At 73.3% G+C, this 16589-nt stretch carries 14 protein-coding genes; 7 read left to right on the top strand and 7 right to left on the bottom strand.

Annotated features, from left to right (window positions below; genetic code table 11):
- Positions 1-101 precede the first annotated feature (101 nt).
- The gene (locus ACF062_RS13415) at positions 102-3335 is read left to right on the top strand and encodes a BTAD domain-containing putative transcriptional regulator (RefSeq protein WP_392137888.1); all 3234 of its coding nucleotides are present in this window, start codon (positions 102-104) and stop codon (positions 3333-3335) included.
- A 23-nt stretch (positions 3336-3358) separates the two neighbouring features.
- On the opposite strand, the gene ACF062_RS13410 is transcribed toward ACF062_RS13415, so the two are convergent.
- Both ACF062_RS13410 and ACF062_RS13405 read right to left on the bottom strand, forming a co-directional pair.
- Entirely contained in the window at positions 3359-4123 is a 765-nt protein-coding gene (locus ACF062_RS13410; protein ID WP_392137887.1) for an ABC transporter permease, read from the bottom strand.
- Positions 4120-5058: an ATP-binding cassette domain-containing protein gene (locus ACF062_RS13405; protein WP_392137886.1), complete on the bottom strand. Its 939-nt coding sequence runs from the start codon at positions 5056-5058 to the stop codon at positions 4120-4122. Before ACF062_RS13405 ends, ACF062_RS13410 begins: the two co-directional genes overlap by 4 nt.
- Positions 5059-5172: 114 nt before the next feature.
- Here ACF062_RS13405 and ACF062_RS13400 point away from each other — a divergent pair, with 114 nt between their 5' ends.
- Both ACF062_RS13400 and ACF062_RS13395 read left to right on the top strand, forming a co-directional pair.
- Positions 5173-5814 carry an HAD-IA family hydrolase gene (locus ACF062_RS13400; RefSeq protein WP_392137885.1) on the top strand — a complete coding sequence of 214 codons (642 nt, stop codon included), beginning with the start codon at positions 5173-5175 and terminating at the stop codon, positions 5812-5814.
- 92 nt (positions 5815-5906) lie between these two features.
- Positions 5907-6851, top strand: coding sequence for a sigma-70 family RNA polymerase sigma factor (locus ACF062_RS13395; protein WP_392137884.1), 945 nt, complete (start codon positions 5907-5909; stop codon positions 6849-6851).
- Positions 6852-6863: 12 nt separating this feature from the next.
- Here ACF062_RS13395 and ACF062_RS13390 read toward each other — a convergent pair whose 3' ends face one another.
- The 3 genes from ACF062_RS13390 to ACF062_RS13380 all read right to left on the bottom strand — a co-directional run bounded on the left by ACF062_RS13390 (position 6864) and on the right by ACF062_RS13380 (position 11131).
- Positions 6864-8951 carry a GTP-binding protein gene (locus tag ACF062_RS13390; protein ID WP_392137883.1) on the bottom strand — a complete coding sequence of 696 codons (2088 nt, stop codon included), beginning with the start codon at positions 8949-8951 and terminating at the stop codon, positions 6864-6866.
- A gap of 200 nt (positions 8952-9151) precedes the next feature.
- Positions 9152-9889 (bottom strand): TSUP family transporter, encoded by a 738-nt coding sequence (locus ACF062_RS13385; protein WP_392137882.1) that lies wholly within the window; start codon positions 9887-9889, stop codon positions 9152-9154.
- Positions 9890-10033: 144 nt separating this feature from the next.
- Complete coding sequence (locus tag ACF062_RS13380) at positions 10034-11131, bottom strand: CPBP family intramembrane glutamic endopeptidase (RefSeq protein WP_392137881.1); 1098 nt, start codon at positions 11129-11131, stop codon at positions 10034-10036.
- A 127-nt stretch (positions 11132-11258) separates the two neighbouring features.
- Between ACF062_RS13380 and ACF062_RS13375 the strand changes: the two genes are divergently transcribed.
- On the top strand, positions 11259-13337 hold the full coding sequence (locus ACF062_RS13375; protein ID WP_392137880.1) for a sensor histidine kinase: 2079 nt from the start codon (positions 11259-11261) through the stop codon (positions 13335-13337).
- A complete protein-coding gene (locus tag ACF062_RS13370; protein WP_392137879.1) occupies positions 13337-13993 on the top strand; it encodes a response regulator in 657 nt (218 codons plus the stop codon). Before ACF062_RS13375 ends, ACF062_RS13370 begins: the two co-directional genes overlap by 1 nt.
- A gap of 96 nt (positions 13994-14089) precedes the next feature.
- Here the strand turns inward: ACF062_RS13370 and sodN are convergent, their stop codons facing one another.
- Positions 14090-14485, bottom strand: coding sequence for a superoxide dismutase, Ni (gene sodN, locus ACF062_RS13365; protein WP_205038491.1), 396 nt, complete (start codon positions 14483-14485; stop codon positions 14090-14092).
- 145 nt (positions 14486-14630) lie between these two features.
- Between sodN and sodX the strand changes: the two genes are divergently transcribed.
- Positions 14631-15065, top strand: a complete 435-nt coding sequence (gene sodX, locus ACF062_RS13360) for a nickel-type superoxide dismutase maturation protease (protein WP_392138838.1) — start codon at positions 14631-14633, stop codon at positions 15063-15065.
- Here the strand turns inward: sodX and ACF062_RS13355 are convergent.
- A complete protein-coding gene (locus ACF062_RS13355; RefSeq protein ID WP_392137878.1) occupies positions 14948-15598 on the bottom strand; it encodes a CGNR zinc finger domain-containing protein in 651 nt (216 codons plus the stop codon). The genes sodX and ACF062_RS13355 overlap by 118 nt on opposite strands.
- Positions 15599-15689: 91 nt before the next feature.
- Between ACF062_RS13355 and ACF062_RS13350 the strand changes: the two genes are divergently transcribed.
- Complete coding sequence (locus ACF062_RS13350) at positions 15690-16475, top strand: class I SAM-dependent methyltransferase (RefSeq protein ID WP_392137877.1); 786 nt, start codon at positions 15690-15692, stop codon at positions 16473-16475.
- The last annotated feature ends 114 nt before the right edge of the window (positions 16476-16589 follow it).

Raw genomic sequence — 16589 nt, 5'->3', positions numbered from 1 at the left:
CGTGGGTCCGCGTGGGTCCGCGTGGGTCCGCGTGGGTTCGCGTGGGTCCGCCAAGGTCCGCGTAGACCGGACCGGTACGGGCGCCGTGGCAAAATCAACGGATGCAGATCAGGATGCTGGGTCCATTCGAAGTGCGCGCGGACGACGGCAACTTGGTCGACGTACCGGGGGCGCGGCTGCGCGGGCTGCTCATCGCTCTCGCGCTCAAGCCGGGGCACGCGGTCCCCAAGGCGACGCTGGTGGACTGGATCTGGGGGGAGCAGCCGCCCGCCGACGCGACGAACGCCCTTCAGCGCCTGGTCTCCCGGCTGAGGAAGGCGCTGCCGGACGGGGCGATCGAGGGGCGGACGGACGGCTACCGGCTGATGGTGGAGCCCGACGCCGTCGACGCCGTACGGTTCGAACGTCTCGTCACCGCGGGCCAGGACCGCACGGGGGACGCCGCCCGGCGGGTGCGGCTGTTGCGTGAGGGCCTTGAGCTGTGGCGCGGGGCGGCCATGCAGGACGTCGGGCTGCCGGATAGCGGCGCGTTCGACGCCGCGGTCGCCCGGCTCGACGGGTTGCGCCTGACCGCCACCGAGGAGCGGTTGGACGCGGAGATCACCGTCGGGCGCGGCGCCGAGGTGGTCACGGAGCTGACCGACCTCGTGGCCGCGCACCCCATGCGGGAACGGCTCGCCGCCGCGCTGATGCGCGCTCTCGTCGCCGCCGGCCGCGACAGCGAGGCGCTGCTGGTGTATGAGCGGGCGAAGGAGGCCCTGGCCGACGCGCTGGGCGTCGACCCCTCGCCGGAGCTGGCCGCGCTCCATGTCGCGCTGCTGCGCGGCGAGCTGGGGCGGCGGGAGACGAACCGCGGCTCCAATCTCCGCGCCGAGCTGACCACCTTCGTCGGCAAGGACGCCGATGTCGCCGCGGTCCGCGGGCTCGTCGCCGAGCACCGGCTCACCACCGTGACCGGGCCGGGCGGCTCGGGCAAGACCAGGCTCGCCACGGAGACCGCGCGCACGCTGCTCGGCGAACTGCCGGACGGCGCCTGGCTGGTGGAGCTCGCCGGCATAGGAGCCGACGACGACGTCGCGCACGCGGCGCTCGCCGGGCTCGGCCTGCGGGAGACCCTGCTCGGGGGGACCCCGAACGCCGAGCCGACGGACCGGCTCATCGCCGCCATCCGCGAGCGCGAGACGCTGCTGATCCTGGACAACTGCGAGCACGTGATCGAGTCCGCGGCCGTCTTCGCCCACCGGGTGCTCGGGGAGTGCAGGCGGCTGCGGATCCTCGCGACGAGTCGGGAGCCGCTCGGCATCACCGGGGAGGCGCTGTGGCCGGTCGAGCCGCTGGCCCTGCCCGGCGGTGACGCGGACCCGGGCACGATCGAGTCCTCGCCCGCCGTCCAGCTGCTGCGGGACCGGGCCACGGCGGTGCGCCGGGACCTCCCGGGCGACGCCCGCACGCTGGCGACGATGGCGCGTGTCTGCCGCGCCCTGGACGGGATGCCGCTGGCGATCGAACTGGCCGCGGCACGGCTGCGCACCATGTCCGTCGACCAGCTCGCCACCCGGCTCGACGACCGGTTCCGCCTGCTGACCGGCGGCAGCCGCACCGCGCTGCCGCGCCACAAGACGCTGCGCGCGGCGGTCGACTGGAGCTGGGAACTGCTCACCGACGCCGAGCGGATGGTCCTGCGCAGGCTCTCGGTGTTCTCCGGCGGGGCGAGCCTGGAAGCGGCCGAGCGGGTCTGCGCGGGCCACGTCACCGACGTAACCGCTGTCACGGACGCCGCCGACGCCACCGACGCCGCCGACGCCACCGACGCCGCCGATGCCGCCGATGCCATCGAGCAGGAGCAGGTGCTCGAACTGCTCACCGCCCTGACCGAGAAGTCGCTGCTGCGCGCCGACGATGACGGCACCCCGCGCTACCGCATGATGGGCACGATCAAGGAGTACGCCGCGCACCGGCTGGCGGAGGCGGGGGAAGCCGAGCTGGTGCGCCGCGCACATCTGGCCTACTTCACGGAACTCACCGAGACCGCGGAGCCGCACCTGCGCCGCGCCGAGCAGCTCGACTGGCTGGCCAGGCTGGAGGCCGAGCACGACAACATCAGCGCGGCGATGCGCGGCGCCCTCGCGGCGGGCGAGGCGCAGGAGGCGATGCGGCTCGCGGGCGGCGCGGGCTGGTACTGGTGGCTCAGCGGGCGCAGGGCTGAGGGCATCGAACTGATCACCGCGGCGACGAGGGTTCCCGGCGAGGTGACCGACGAGGCGCGGGCCATGGCGTACGCGCTGGTCGTGCTGTTCGTCAGCTCCGGGCGGGCCGACGAGCAGCAGGCGGAGAAGTGGATCCGCGAGGCGGACCGGTACGGCCGGCGCAGCCGGGGCCGCAACCCGCTGATGGGGCTCGTCACGGCGATGGTACGGCTGCTCGACGGGCCCGACGCGGCCCTGACGGCGTTCGAACCGCTGCTCGACGCCGAGGACCCCTGGGTGCGCGCGCTGGCCCGGCTGCACCTGGGCAAGATGCGGGTCCAACTCGGTCTGGGCGGGGCAGAGGCGGCGGCCGCGGACGCCTACCTGGAGGGGGCGCTCGCCGAGTTCCAGGTGCTCGGTGAGCGGTTCGGGATCTCGTTCGCCCTGACGGAGCTTGCGGAGCGGTTCGCGGTGCGCGGGGAGTTCGCCGCCGCGTGCGCGTACCTGGAGGAGGCGATCACGGCCGTCTCCGAGGTGGGTGCCACCGAGGACCTCATCCAGATGCGGGCGCGGCAGGCCCAGCTGCACTGGCTGCTCGGGGACAAGGACGCCTGCGCGGTGGCCCTCGCCGAGGCGGAGCGGCACGCGGAGCGGGTCAGCTGGCCGGACGCGCTGGCCGAGCTGGCCTTTGTGAAAGCGGGGCTCGCCCGGGGGGCCGGCAACACCGAGGAGGCTCGTCGGCAGGTCGGTGTGGCGACCGCTCTGTTGGGCGAGGAGGCGGAGTGGGCGCAGATCCGCGCGGCGCGGCACGACATGCTCGGCTACCTCACCGACGACCTCGCGGAGGCCCGTGCGCACCGCGCGGCGGCCTGCGAGGCGGCGGCCGAGGCGGGGCACCCGCTGGGGATCGCCTACGTGCTCGTGGGAGTCGCGGACCTGGCGCTGCGCCGCGACGAGCACGAGCAGGCCGCGCGGCTGCTGGCGGCGAGCGCGGGCGTACGGGGGCTGCGGGACCAGTCCCATCCGGACGTGGCCCGCATCGAGCGGGCCGTGCGGCACCACCTCGGCGACGCGCGCTTCGCCGAGGTGGCCCGGGAGGGAGCGGAGGCCGACTGGTCCGAGCTGGTCCAGGTCACGCTCGCTTCCTGAACGCGGAGGCGAGCCGGCCGGGGTCACGCCCGCTTCTTGAAGGTGGCGACCGACCACACGTACCCGAGGACGGCGATCCCGACGCACCAGGCGACGGCGGCGATCGCGTCGCCCCTGGACAGATCGCCCAGCAGCAGCCCCCGCAGTGTCTCGATGATGGGCGTGAAGGGCTGGTACTCCACGAACTGCCGCACACCGGTACCCATCGTGTCCGCGGGTACGAAGGCGCTGCTCAGGAACGGCAGCATGATCAGCGGTACGGTGCCGAGCCCGGCCGTCTCCGGGGTCTTCGCGGCGAGCCCCAGGGCGACGGTGAGCCAGGCGGCGGCGAAGCTGAGCAGCAGGATCAGACCGATGGCGCCGAGCCAGTCGAGGGCGCTCGCGGCCGGGTCGAACCCCATCGCGAAGGCCACCCCGATGATGGCCGCGCAGCCCACCAGGCAGCGCACCGTGGTGACGACGACGTGCCCGTTCAGCACGGCGCCTCGGGAGACGTCCATGGTCTTGAGCCGGTTGATGACGCCCTTCGACATGTCGGAGTTCACGGCCGCTGAGGTGGCCCCGAGGCCGTAGCTGATGGCCATCACGAGCAGGCCGGGCGTCGCGTAGTCGATGTAGGCGGCGCCGCCAACGTCGAACGCGCCGCCGAAGACCTTGACGAACAGGAGCATCATCACGATCGGGAACAGGATCGCGTTGAACACCGTGGTGGGGTTGCGCAGGGTGTGCTTCAGATTGCGGCGCAGCATGATCGCCGAATCGGTCAGGGTGGTCGCGACGGCGCTCATCGGGTGATCGTCTCCTTGGTGGTGTGCTCGGTGAGGGCGAGGAATACGTCGTCGAGGTCGGGCGTGTGCACGGAGAACTCCGCGGCGTCGATCGCGTGCTCGTCGAGCCGGTCGAGCAGGGCCCGCAGCGACCTCGACGCACCGTCGCTGGGCACCCGCAGGGTCAGCTCCTCGTCGTCCCGCGTGGAGGAGGCGAGGACCCGCGCCGCCGCGTCGAGTCCGTGGAGGTCGGCGAAGCGGAGCCGGACGTGGGTGCCGGGGATCTGGCGCTTCAGCTCCTCGGGGGTGCCCTGGGCGACCAGACGGCCTTCGTTGAGCACCGCTATCCGGTCGGCGAGCTGGTCGGCTTCCTCCAGATACTGGGTGGTGAGGAAGATGGTGGTGCCCTCGGCGACCAGCTCGCGGACGATTCCCCACATCGTGCGGCGGCTGCGCGGGTCGAGGCCCGTGGTCGGCTCGTCGAGGAAGAGGATCCGCGGCTTGCCGACCAGCGTCATCGCCAGGTCCAGCTTCCGGCGCATGCCGCCGGAGTAGGTGGCGGCCAGCTTGTCCGCCGACTCCTCCAGGTCGAAGCGGTCGAGCAGCTGCGAGACCACCTGGCCGGCGGAGCGCACGCGCTTCAGGTCCGCCATCATGCGCAGGTTCTCCCGCCCCGACAGCAGATCGTCCACCGCGGCGAACTGGCCGGTCACGCCGATGACGGAACGCACCTCCTTGGTCCGGGACGCCACGTCATACCCGGCGACGCGGGCTGTCCCGGTGTCGGCGTGCATCAGCGTCGTCAGGATGTTGACCGTGGTCGTCTTGCCCGCGCCGTTCGGACCGAGCAGGGAGAAGACCGATCCCGAGGCGACCTCGAAGTCGATGCCGTCGAGCACGGCCTTGTCCCCGTACGCCTTGCGGAGCCCTGTGACTGCAATGGCTGAACTCTTCATGCCGCTACCTTCGCCACCGGCCCTGTCAGCCCCCTGTCACACCCCTGACACGGCCGCTGACGGCACTGACACGGGCACCGAGAGCCCGCGTGACAGACGTGATAGACACATGCGATGACGATCTCCGGCCAGGTGTTCGACGCCGTACTGAGTGACCTCGACGGCGTGATCCGCTTCTACGACATGGCGGAACTGGAGCAGCTGGAGGCCGAGTCAGGGCTGCCGCGGGGCAGCACCGCCGAGATAGCCTTCGCGCCCGCGACCGACCTGCCGCTCATGCGCGGCGAGATCACCAAGGAGCAGTGGATCGACTCCATCGCCCGCGGCCTCGCCGACCGGGTGCCGTGGGAGCGGGGGCGCGCGCTCGGGACGACGCTGGCGGAGACCAAGTTCCGGGCGGACGACGCGGTGGTCGGACTCCTCCGGCAGGTCCGCGCGGCCGGGCTCCCGGTCCTGCTGGTGACGAACGCGACGCCATGGCTCGCCGACGACCTGGCGCTGCTCGGCCTCACCGGCCCGTCCGGTGTCTTCGACGCCGTGATCAGCAGCGCCGATCTCGGCGTCACCAAGCCCGGCCGCCGCATCTACGAGGTGGCGGCGGAGCGGGCCGGGGTGGCCCCCGGTCGCTGCCTGTTCGTGGACGACCGCCAGGAGAACGTCGCGGCGGCCGTGGCGCTGGGCATGACCGGCCTGCTCTACCGCGAACCGGCCGATCTGCGCGCGGTGTTGGCGCCGCTTCTGGGGCAGCCCCGGTAGCGCGAGGGCGCCCTCGGACAGGGGCGTGGCGCGGGCGTTCATTACTGTTCTGCCCAGGCATCACGTGGGTGCGGGGAACGGGAGAATGTGCAGTGGACGTCAACGCATCGGCCGAGGCCGACCTGGCCGCGCGTTTCGAGGAGCACCGGCCCCGGCTGAACGCGGTCGCGTACCGCATGCTCGGTTCGCTGAGCGAGTCCGAGGACGCGGTCCAGGAGGCGTGGTTCCGGCTCAGCCGCACCCAGGCGGCCGCGGCGTCGGGGCCCGGCGGCGCGGGCGAGGTGCGCAACCTCGGCGGCTGGCTGACGACCGTCGTCGGCCGGGTCTGCCTGGACCTGCTGCGCTCGCGGCAGTCACGGCGCGAGGAGTCCCTGGACGTCTCCCTGGAGACGCACGTGCCGGACCCGGTCGTCAGCCGCGCGGACGTCGTCGACCCCGAGCAGGAGGTGCTGCGCGCCGACTCGGTGGGCCTCGCGCTGCTCGTCGTGCTGGACACGCTCGCGCCCGCCGAGCGGCTCGCGTTCGTGCTGCACGACATGTTCGCCGTGCCGTTCGACGAGATCGCGGTCATCGTGGAGCGCACGCCCGCCGCGACCCGGCAGCTGGCCAGCCGGGCCCGCCGCCGCGTGCAGGGCTCGGCGCCGGCCAAGGAGACGGACGTCGCCAAGCAGCGCGAGGTCGTGGAGGCCTGGACGGCCGCCACGAAGGCGGGCGACTTCGACGCGCTGCTCGAACTACTGGACCCGGACGTCGTGTTGCGCTCGGACACCGGCGAGCTGTCCTCGGGCCTGTCGAAGCTGGTGCGGGGCGCGGCGACGGTGGCCGCGCAGGCGGCGATGTTCGCGCGGCTCGCCGTGCACCAGCACGTGGTGCTCGTCAACGGCCTGCCGGGCCTGGTCGCGGCCCCGGGCGGCGAGGTGTTCTCCCTCGGTTCCTTCAGCGTCGTGGACGGCAAGATCGTGGAGATCAACATCATCGCCGACCCCGAGCGGCTGCGGAACCTGCGGCTCCCGCCGCTGCCGCCGCTCGGGGAGTGACCCACCGGCCCCTCAGGCGGACGTCCTGCGCACCACCCGCAGCAGGTACTCCTTGCGATGGAGCGGATCGTTGTCGGTCCGCTCGCGCACCGGGGCCGGGCCGCGCACCGGCTCGTAGTGGTCGAAGGCGGACTCCAACTCGCCCTCGCCGCGCGTGAGTGTGGGCAGCAGCTGCTCCAGCGCGTGCACCCGCTGCGCCGGGATGTCCCCTTCCAGGCGGTACGAGGCCCCGCTCGCCGCCTGGGTGTGGGGGACCGCCCGCAGCCGGGCCAGGGCGGGCAGCACCGCCCCGACCGTGTCGGCGGGCACGTCGAGCCGGAAGCGGTGCATCGGCTCGTGCACCGCCGTACCCGCCTCGCGCAGCGCGTCCATCAGGACCAGCGGCGTCAGGTTCCGGAAGTCACCGGCGGTGCTCGACATGCTCTTGTCGAAGGTGCCGTGCGCGTGGCTCTGGCGCGGCCAGTAACCGGCGCGCGTCATCGTGACCGCGCAGTCGGGGACGCGCCAGCCGTACAGGCCCTGGTGCAGCGTCTCCCGGACGGTCTCCTCGACGGCCCGGAAGAACGCGTACGGCATCGAACCGAGCTCGACGCCCAGCCGGAACGTCACCCCCGCGCCCACCGGCGCGGGCCCGACGCGCAGCCCGACCGTGGCGAGGAACGGATTGGGCTCCTTCTCGCCCACCTCGAACGCCTCGCCCGTGCCGATGACCCGCTCCACGCAGATGGTCGTCGTCTCGCGGAAGGAGACGTCGAGGCCGAACTCCTCGGCCAGCGTCGCCTGGATGACCTCCTTTTGCACCTCTCCGTAGAGCGACACCGACACCTCCTGCCGGACGGCGTCCTGCCGCAGGTCGATCAGCGGGTCCTGCTCGGCGAGCTGCGTGAGCGCGACGTGCAGGGCGCCCCGGTCGGCGGGGCGCAGCGGGGTGACGACCGTCTCCAGGGTGGGCGGCGCGAAGAACCGGTCGCCGGGTCCTGACCCCTTGGGCGGTACGCCGATCACGTCGCCGATCCGGACGTCGCCGAGCCCCCACAGCTTGCCGATCCGCCCCGCGCGGACCTCCGCGCGGCGCACGTCCGTGCCCCGGTCGAAGACGCTGACGGCGGTGACCTTGCCTTCGCGGCGGCCGTCGGTCCCGTCGCCCGCCGCGCCGTCGGTGATGCCGGTGACGCCGGTGATGTCGACACGGTCACGCGTGCGGACCGTGCCGGAGAACACGCGTACGTACGCGATCTTCTCCCCGGCGTTCCCACGCTCGACCTTGAACACGCTCCCGGAGAGCGGGCCTTCGGCGTCCCCGGCGGACGACGGCAGCAACTCCCGGATTCCTTCCGTCAGTTCGGCGATCCCCACGCCCGTCGCCGCCGAGCCGAAGAAGACGGGGTGCACCAGGGCCTGCCCGGTCTGCCGGGCCAGCTCACCGCGCAGGCGGTCGTATGAGAGGGACGAGGCGTCGTCCACGTAGGCCGCGAGCAGTGTGTCGTCGTGCCCGGCGAGCAGTTCGGTCAGCCGGGTGGTGAAGCCCCTGTCCTTGGCGCCACCCCTGGTGAAGGGTGTGAAGCGTGCCTCGCGTGTGCCGATGTCCGTGACCGTGCCCATCGGAACGATGTCGGGGGTGAGCCGCTCGGTGATGTGCGCCAGGACGCCGTCGTACCGGGCGCCGGCGCGGTCCGCCTTGTTCACGAAGATCAGGGTGGGGATGCGCAGCCGCCGCAGGGTGCGCAGCAGGACGCGGGTCTGCGCCTGGACGCCCTCCACCGCGGAGATCACGAGCACGGCGCCGTCGAGCACGCTCAGGACGCGCTCCACCTCGGCGATGAAGTCCGGGTGGCCGGGGGTGTCGATCAGGTTGACCGTGACGCCCTCACCGGCGCCCCGCGGGGCCTCGACGGTGAAGGAGACGACCGCGGATTTGATCGTGATGCCGCGCTGCCGCTCCAGGGCGAGCGAGTCGGTCTGCGTGTTTCCGTCGTCGACGCGGCCGATCTCGTCGATGACACCGGCGGCGTGCAGGAGCCGCTCGGTCAGGCTGGTCTTACCGGCGTCGATGTGGGCGAGGATGCCCAGGTTCAAGGTGTGCGGAGCAGGTGAATGCACGTACCGTCATGTCCTTTGAAGAGAGGTGACTTCCTTCCGGTCGGGACATGCACGAACGCCGCATCTGCTGCTCCTTCGTCGACTGCGCCGGTCTCTCACCGGCTCCCGCAAGTGCAGCAGGGGGCCGCCGCACGCGGCAAGTGATTAACCCGGCCGGCGTACGGCTGATCGGCCGCACGGCGCCGTGGTGCGCGGCGGCTTCACGTCGCCGTACCCCACAGTCCCTTCGCGAGGGTCACCGCGCCCCCGGCGAGCGCGAGCAGCAGCACGAACATGCGGGCCCGCTGTTCCGGCACCCGGTCCGTGAGGGCCCCGCCGATCAGCGCACCCGCCGCGAGCCCCGCCCCTGCCAGTGACCAGACGGGCGTACTCAGGTGGGGCAGGCCGTTGGAGAGTACGGAGACGGCGTTCACGGCCACTCCGTAGAAGAGGGCGTTCGGGACGAACTCCCGCATCGACCAGCCCGCGTTCACCGCGTACAGGGACATCGGCGGGCCGCCCACCCCGGCGGAGGCGTTCATGAACCCGCCCGCGGCCCCCGCCGCCACCGCCCCCTTGGCCCCGCGCAGGGCGGGCACCCGGGCGCCCCGCAGCACCAGCAGCACCGCCGAGCACACCAGCGCCCCCACGCCGGTCATCAGCACCGGCTCCGGCAGCCGCGCGGCCACCCAGGACCCGGCGGGCACGGTGCACATCGCCGCGCCGACCAGCGGGAGCATCACCGCGGGCCGCACTCGGCGCCAGCCGCCGACGAGCCCCACCGCGCTGATCGCACCGGCCGCGCAGTTGGCGAGGACGACGCCCTGCGCGGGGCCCAGCAGCAGCGCCAGGGCGGGGACCGTGACCAGGGCGAAGCCCATGCCGGTGAGGCGCTGCACGGACGAGCCCGCCAGGACGATGGTGCCGATGAGCAGCCCGGCCGCCCAACCGCTGCCCATGGGCGGCTCCTCGCAATTCCCGGCGGGGACACGGCGCCCCCGCCAAGCCTCACCCGCCGGGCACCGGCGATCAAGACCGCCCGCGCGGCTCCGCGTACCGCACCCACAGCCCGAGGCCCCCGGCGAGCCCGAGCATCAGGGCGCTCACCGGCGGGCCTGCGCGCCCGTACCGACCGCCTGGATCCCGCGGCGGCCCGCCGCCCACAGCACGAGCGCCGCGTACCCGCAGAGCATCACGACGTCGACGCAGACCGACATCCACTCCATGTCGGCGGCCGTCTCGTCGGAGGCGAGCGCGCCGACGACGGCGGCCGAAACCCCCATGGCCAGCAGGTTGTTGAGCACGTGCAGCGCGATGGCCGCCTCAAGGCCGCCCGTACGCACCGTCAGTGCGCCCGCGACCAGACCGAACACCAACAGGTCCGCGAACCCCCACGGCGTACCCCAGCCGTGGGCCGCCGCGAACAGCGCCGCCTGGGGCAGGATCGCCGGCCACGGGGAGCGGAGCCAGGCGCCGACCGCCTGCGTGAGCCAGCCCCGGAACACGTACTCCTCGGCTGCCGCCTGGAACGGCACGAGTACGCACACCATCGCGAGGCCGAGCAGGAAGTCGGGGAGCCCGACCCACCGCATGTCGTCCGCGCCGTCGCCCGCCGGGACGGGCAGCAGCATCATCACCCCGAAAGCCCCCGCGACCAGGGGCAGTCCCATCGCCATGCACCGCCCGAGCCAGGCCCACCGGAGCCGCCCGGCGACCGATGACACCGTCCCGGCCGGACGCCGCTGGGCCCAGCGGGCGGCGAGCAGCACCACGGGGAGCAGCAGCGCGAGGGAGAGCAGGGCGAGGCCGGTCTCCGCGACGCCGCCCCACACCCGGAATCCGTCCGCGTCCACCGGCCGGTCGAGCAGCGCGCCCGTCACCTCGGCGCCGAGCAGCACGAGCAGCGTCACGGCGACACCACCGGCCAGCACCAGGCCCGTGCCCGCCAGGGGGCGCCACCAGCGGTGCCGGCCGCTGATCATGGCGAGGCGGTGGTAGGGGAGTGGTGGCGGGGCTTCCACGGGGTGCGGGTGGTGCGGGTGGTGCGGGTGGTGGGCGTACGGGGTGGGCGCGCCGTACGGGATGAACTGGGCGTACGGGCCGGATGCGTATGGAGGGGCGGCGGGGGATGGCGCGTGCGGTGGCGGGGGCGGTGCGTACGGATCGTGCGGAGGCCCGGCCGGGGAGGGCGTCGTGGTCATGTGCCCCAGCATTCCGGCCGAGCCGGGCCATGACGTCGGCCGTCGGCAGGATCGCGCTCTCCACCCTGGGATAGAGAGGTACCGCCCCTCCGTATCATCGGAGCCCATATGGAGGGGATACGTACTGGTGGAGGGGATACGTAACTGGCTGCTGCCCGCCTTGCTGGCGATCCAGCAGCTGGCCTACTGGCCGGGGCGCGCGCTGCGGGACGGGGACCAGACCGGCGCCGCGCAGCTCACGGCGGCGCTGATCGTCGCGGTCGTGATCACCGCGGGGCTCGGCGTGCGCCGGAGCCGTCCGGTGGCCGCCGCGCTCGTCGTGGAGACGGGCCTGGTGGTCGGGTCGTTCCTGCCCGAGGACGCGACACTGCTGCACTCGGTGGCCGTGCTCGTGGCCCTGTACTCGGTCGTGGTGCGCCGACCGGTGCGGACGGCCGCCCTGGTCGGGGCCGTCCTGCTCGTCGCGGAGGCGGTCCGCGCGGCGGTGCTGTTCGACTCCGTGGTCGAGGTCGGCGGCGAAACCCTCGTGAACTGCGCGCTCTTCCTGACCGTCGTGGGGCTCGGCCGCAGCCGCCGCCGCTGGCTCGCCGGACGCCGGGCCGCCGCACGGGACCTGGCGCGGGCGGAGGCCGAACGGAACCGGGCAGCCGGGACCGAACGCCTGCGCCTGGCCCGCGAACTGCACGACGTCAGCGCCCACCACCTCACCTCCGTCGTCGTCACCGCGGACGCGGCGCTGCGGCTCGGCGACCGCCGACCGGAACTGACCGCACAGGCGCTCGAATTCGCGGCGGACAGCGGACGCGAGACGCTGGAGGCGCTGCACCGCCTGGTCGCGATGATGCGCACCCGCGCCGCTGGCGAGGAGAGCGGCATCGAGCAGCGCGTCGGTGAACTGGCCGACGGCTTCGCCCGCCTGGGCCTGCGCCCCGCCGTGGACGTGGCGCCGGACCTCGCGGCCCTGACAGGCCCGGTCGCGGACGCGGCCTTCGGCATCGTCCGCGAGGCCCTCACCAACGCCCTGCGCTACGCCCCCGGGGCCGCCGTACGCGTACGGATCGGCGTCTTCGAACGGGACGGCGCGGTCGACCTCAGGGTCGAGGACGACGGGACGGCGAGCGCGGCGCCACCCGACGCGTCCTCCTCCGGGGCTCGGCAGCGGCTCGGGGCGGGCCGGGGCACCGCGGGCATGCGGGAGCGCGCCGCCGCGCTGGACGGCACCCTGGAGGCGGGGCCGCGCTGCGACGGCCCCGGCTGGTCGGTGCGCGCACGGCTGCCGCGCACCACGGCCCCGCTGCGCCGCCACGCCTCACGCCACCGGGCCCTGCGCGGCCTGGATCCGGCCGACGGGGCGACCGTGCTCGCCGTCGCCTCGCTCCCGGTCTTCGCCGTCCTCGCGGAGAGCCCCGGCGACACCGCCCTGACCTGCGGGCCCGCCCTCGTCCACGCGCTGCCGCTGCTGTGGCGGCGCCGGGCGCCCTGGGCGGTGCTCTGCGCGGTCCTCGCCACGGCCTGGCTCGCGCCGCTCGGGGTCGCCTTCGGGATCGTGTCGCCCGCGGTGGCGTTCTGCCTGGCGGTGGGCGGGGGAGTGGCGCAGTGCGTGGCCGTGCACGCCGTGGGCGCCTTCGCGGGGCCGGCGCGCGTCACCTGGCCGGCCATGGCGGTGGGAGCGGCCGGGCTGTCCCTGTCGTCACTCGCCCTGGCGGCGGCCGACGGCATGGCGGACCTCGACCAGGACGGCGGCTTCGGCGCGGTCGTCTTCATGGCGTGCGCGCTCGGGGTGCTGTTCCTGTTCCCCTTCGCGGTGCCCTGGACCGTCGGGGCGGTGGTCCGTGCCCGGCGCGAACGCATCAGGGCGATCGAGGACCACGCGCTCACCGAGACGGTCCGCGCCGCGGTCTTCGAGGCGTACGAGGAGCGCCGCCGCATCGCCGTGGAACTGCGCGGCGAGGTCGTACGGCACGCGGGCGGAGTGGTGGCGCGGGCGGAGGCGGGCGACCTCAAGGGCGTGGCGGACGAGGCGAGGGCGGGCCTGTCGTCCATGCGGGACCTGCTGGCGGCGCTGAGAGAGGTGACGGACCCGGGTAACGTACGCGGGCCGCGTCGGCACCCGACGACGGCCGGTGTCCGGACTGCACCCGAGAGCCCGGAGAAGGAGGTACCACCATCACCACCGAGAACGCGGACGCCGGAGCCGTCCGAGTGATGGTCGTCGACGACCAGGCCGTGGTCCGCGCCGGATTCGCGGCGATCGTCGACGCGGAACCGGACCTGCACGTGGTGGCGGAGGCGCGGGACGGCGCCCAAGCCGTGCGGCTGGCCCGCGAACTCTCCCCGGACGTCGTCCTGATGGACATCCGCATGCCGGGCATGGACGGCCTGACGGCGACCCGGCTGCTCACCGCGGACGCGGGGGCGGCGGCCCCGCGTGTCCTCGTCCTGACCACCTTCGATCAGGACGCCTACGTCCACGACGCCCTGCGCGCCGGGGCCTCCGGCTTCCTCCTGAAGGACGCGCTGCCGGAGGAACTCCTCGCCGGCATCCGGGTCGTGGCCTCGGGCGAGGCCATGCTCGCGCCCACCGTCACCCGCCGCCTGATCGACGCCTTCGCCGACACGGCCCCCGCCCCGGACCCCGAACTCCTCACGTCGCTCACGCCCCGCGAACGCGAGGTGCTGACCCTGGTGGCCGCGGGCCACACCAACGCGGAGATCGCCGAGACCCTCGGCGTGACCACCGGCACGGTGAAGTCCCACGTCAACGCCCTGCTCGGCAAGTTGGACCTGCGCGACCGGGTCCAGGCCACGATCCTCGCGTACGACCTGGGCCTGGCCCGCCCCCGCCGGCCGCACCGGGGGTGAGCGGCACGGCCGCAAACGACCGCACCCGGACCGTCACGGACGCCATGTTCGGCGACCGGCGGACCGGGTGCGGTCGGGAGACAGCGCGGCCAAGGATCAGGCCTTCTTGGTCTCCCAGAAGATCTTGTCGATCTGGGCGATGTAGTCCAGCGCCTTCTGGCCCGTGGCCGGGTCCGTCGACGCCTTGGCGGCCGAGAGGGCCTTCAGGGTGTCGTTGACCAGCTGGTGCAGCTCCGGGTACTTCTCGAAGTGCGGGGGCTTGAAGTAGTCGCTCCAGAGCACCGACACGTGGTGCTTGGCGAGCTCGGCGCGCTGCTCCTTGATGACCGTGGCGCGCGCCTGGTAGTGGGCGTCGTCGTTGCCGGCCATCTTCTCCTGCACGGCCTTGACGGACTCCGCCTCGATGCGGGCCTGGGCCGGGTCGTACACGCCGCAGGGCAGGTCGCAGTGGGCGCTGACCTTCACCTTGGGGGCAAACAGGCGGGAAAGCATGTAGCTGTCCTTCCTCGTGATCGTCTTCTCAGGTGGGACATTACTCCGTGAGAGGCCGGTTTTCGCGAGTGCCCCCATGGGCTTAGGACAAAAGTCCAGGGTCAGACTGGGACCGGTGGAGGATAGGACCGGGGAGGTGGCGGTGATGCCGGAGCTGTCGCAGGAGAGCGAGCGCGGGAGGGCCGTCGTGCCGTGGGGCGCGGCCGAGGTGACGGGTCCCTCGATGGTGCCCACGCTGTATCACGGGGACCGGCTGCTCGTCCGGTGGGGCGGTCGCGTCCGCCCGGGTGACGTGGTGGTCCTGCGCCACCCGTTCCAGCAGGACCTGTTGGTCGTCAAGCGCGCCAAGGAGCGCCGTGAGGGCGGCTGGTGGGTGCTCGGCGACAACGCGTTCGCGGGCGGGGACAGTACGGACTACGGCGTCGTCCCCGAGGAGCTCGTCCTGGGCAGGGTGCGGTTCCGCTACCGGCCGCCCGCCTCCGGGCGGCGCTCGCCGTTGGCGCTGGTGCGCTGGGCCGCCTCCGCGGTGCGGCCGGTGCTCGCCGAGCGCTCCGTCTCCAGGCGCTTGCGGGCGCGGTAGGCGGCGACGTTGGCACGGGTCGCGCAGCGGTCCGAGCAGTAGCGCCGGGAGCGGTTGGTCGAGGTGTCGAGGTAGGCGTTGCGGCACGGCGCCGCCTCGCAGAGCCCGAGGCGGTCCACGCCGTGCTCGGTGAGGTGGAAGGCGAGGCCCATCGCGGCGATGGCGGCGTACCCCGCGGTGGCGTTCGAGGGGTGGTCCGCCAGGTGCATGTGCCACAGCGGGCGCCCGTCGTCGTCCCGGTGGTCGTGGCCCGAGATCTGCGGGCTCACCGGGAACTCCAGGAGCAGTGAGTTCAGCAGGTCGACCGCGAGCGTCTCGTCGCCGCCGTCCGCCGCCTCGAAGACCGCCCGGAGCCTGCCCCGCACGGAACGGAAGCGCGTGACGTCGGAGTCCGTGGCGCGGCGGGCCATCTGCGTGCTCGTCCCGAAGAGCTCCCGGATCGCTTCGACCGAGGTCAGCGCGTCCTTGTTGCGGCCCGGCTCCTCGCTGTTGACCAGGCGTACGGCGTAGTCCGAGTAATAGGCCAGTTCCACTTGTAGTCCTTACGAGGGCGGGCTAGGGTCATCTCGTCGGCGGGTAATGGCCGATTGCGGTACCAGGGTATTACGGAGTGGAGGGGTTCTGATGACGGAGACGGGGACCGGAGCCGAGACCGCGGCCACGGCCGGCACCGACTGGCGCGCCTGGCAGGACAGCTGGGACCGGCAGCAGCAGTGGTACCTGCCCGACCGCGAGGAGCGGTTCCGGATCATGCTCGACATGGTCGAGGCCGTGGTCGGCCCCGCGCCGCGCGTGCTGGATCTGGCGTGCGGTACGGGAAGTATTACGGACCGGCTGCTCAAGAGGTTCCCGGACGCGACGAGCGTCGGCGTCGACCTCGACCCCGCGCTGCTCACCATCGCCGAGGGCACCTTCGCGGGGGATGACCGGGTCACGTTCGTCACCGCCGACCTGAAGGACCCCGACTGGGCCGCCGCGCTGCCGCACGACTCGTACGACGCCGTGCTCACCGCGACCGCCTTGCACTGGCTGTTCAGCGAGCCGCTCGCCACGTTGTACGGGCAGGTGGCCGGGCTCGTCCGCGACGGCGGCGTCTTCATGAACGCCGATCACATGCCGGACCCCGCGACGCCGCGGCTGAACGCCGCCGAGAGCGCCTTCCGCCATCGGCAGATGGACCGGGCCAAGGCCGAGGGGGTGCTGGACTGGAAGGAGTGGTGGCAGCTCGCCGCGCAGGATCCGGTCCTGGCGGGGCCCACCGCCAAGCGGTTCGAGATCTACGGCGATCATGCGGACGGGGACATGCCGTCCGTGGAGTGGCATGCGCGAACCCTCCGGGAGGCGGGGTTCTCGGAGGCTCGGGCCGTGTGGGCCTCGCCGTCGGACGCGGTGGTTCTGGGGCTGAAGTAGCGTCGCGTCTTCGGCTGCGGGCCGGTGGGGCTTCTCGCGCAGTTCCCCGCGCCCCTGACGGGGCACGCCGAAGGGGCCGGTACGTGATCCGTACCGGCCCCTTCGATGACGGTT

It is taken from the genome of Streptomyces sp. NPDC015345, from assembly GCF_043078805.1.
Taxonomy (GTDB): Bacteria; Actinomycetota; Actinomycetes; order Streptomycetales; family Streptomycetaceae; genus Streptomyces.
This window is presented reverse-complemented; position numbering and strand designations above follow the sequence as displayed.

Bases quoted from the DNA above. Each gene is read 5' to 3' on its own strand.
- ACF062_RS13405 (WP_392137886.1), bottom strand. From the start codon at position 5,058: ATGAAGAGTTCAGCCATTGCAGTCACAGGGCTCCGCAAGGCGTACGGG.
- ACF062_RS13370 (WP_392137879.1), top strand. From the start codon at position 13,337: ATGGTCGTCGACGACCAGGCCGTGGTCCGCGCCGGATTCGCGGCGATC.
- sodX (WP_392138838.1), top strand. From the start codon at position 14,631: ATGCCGGAGCTGTCGCAGGAGAGCGAGCGCGGGAGGGCCGTCGTGCCG.
- sodN (WP_205038491.1), bottom strand. From the start codon at position 14,485: ATGCTTTCCCGCCTGTTTGCCCCCAAGGTGAAGGTCAGCGCCCACTGC.
- ACF062_RS13400 (WP_392137885.1), top strand. From the start codon at position 5,173: ATGACGATCTCCGGCCAGGTGTTCGACGCCGTACTGAGTGACCTCGAC.
- ACF062_RS13385 (WP_392137882.1), bottom strand. From the start codon at position 9,889: ATGGGCAGCGGTTGGGCGGCCGGGCTGCTCATCGGCACCATCGTCCTG.
- ACF062_RS13380 (WP_392137881.1), bottom strand. From the start codon at position 11,131: ATGACCACGACGCCCTCCCCGGCCGGGCCTCCGCACGATCCGTACGCA.
- ACF062_RS13350 (WP_392137877.1), top strand. From the start codon at position 15,690: ATGACGGAGACGGGGACCGGAGCCGAGACCGCGGCCACGGCCGGCACC.
- ACF062_RS13410 (WP_392137887.1), bottom strand. From the start codon at position 4,123: ATGAGCGCCGTCGCGACCACCCTGACCGATTCGGCGATCATGCTGCGC.
- ACF062_RS13415 (WP_392137888.1), top strand. From the start codon at position 102: ATGCAGATCAGGATGCTGGGTCCATTCGAAGTGCGCGCGGACGACGGC.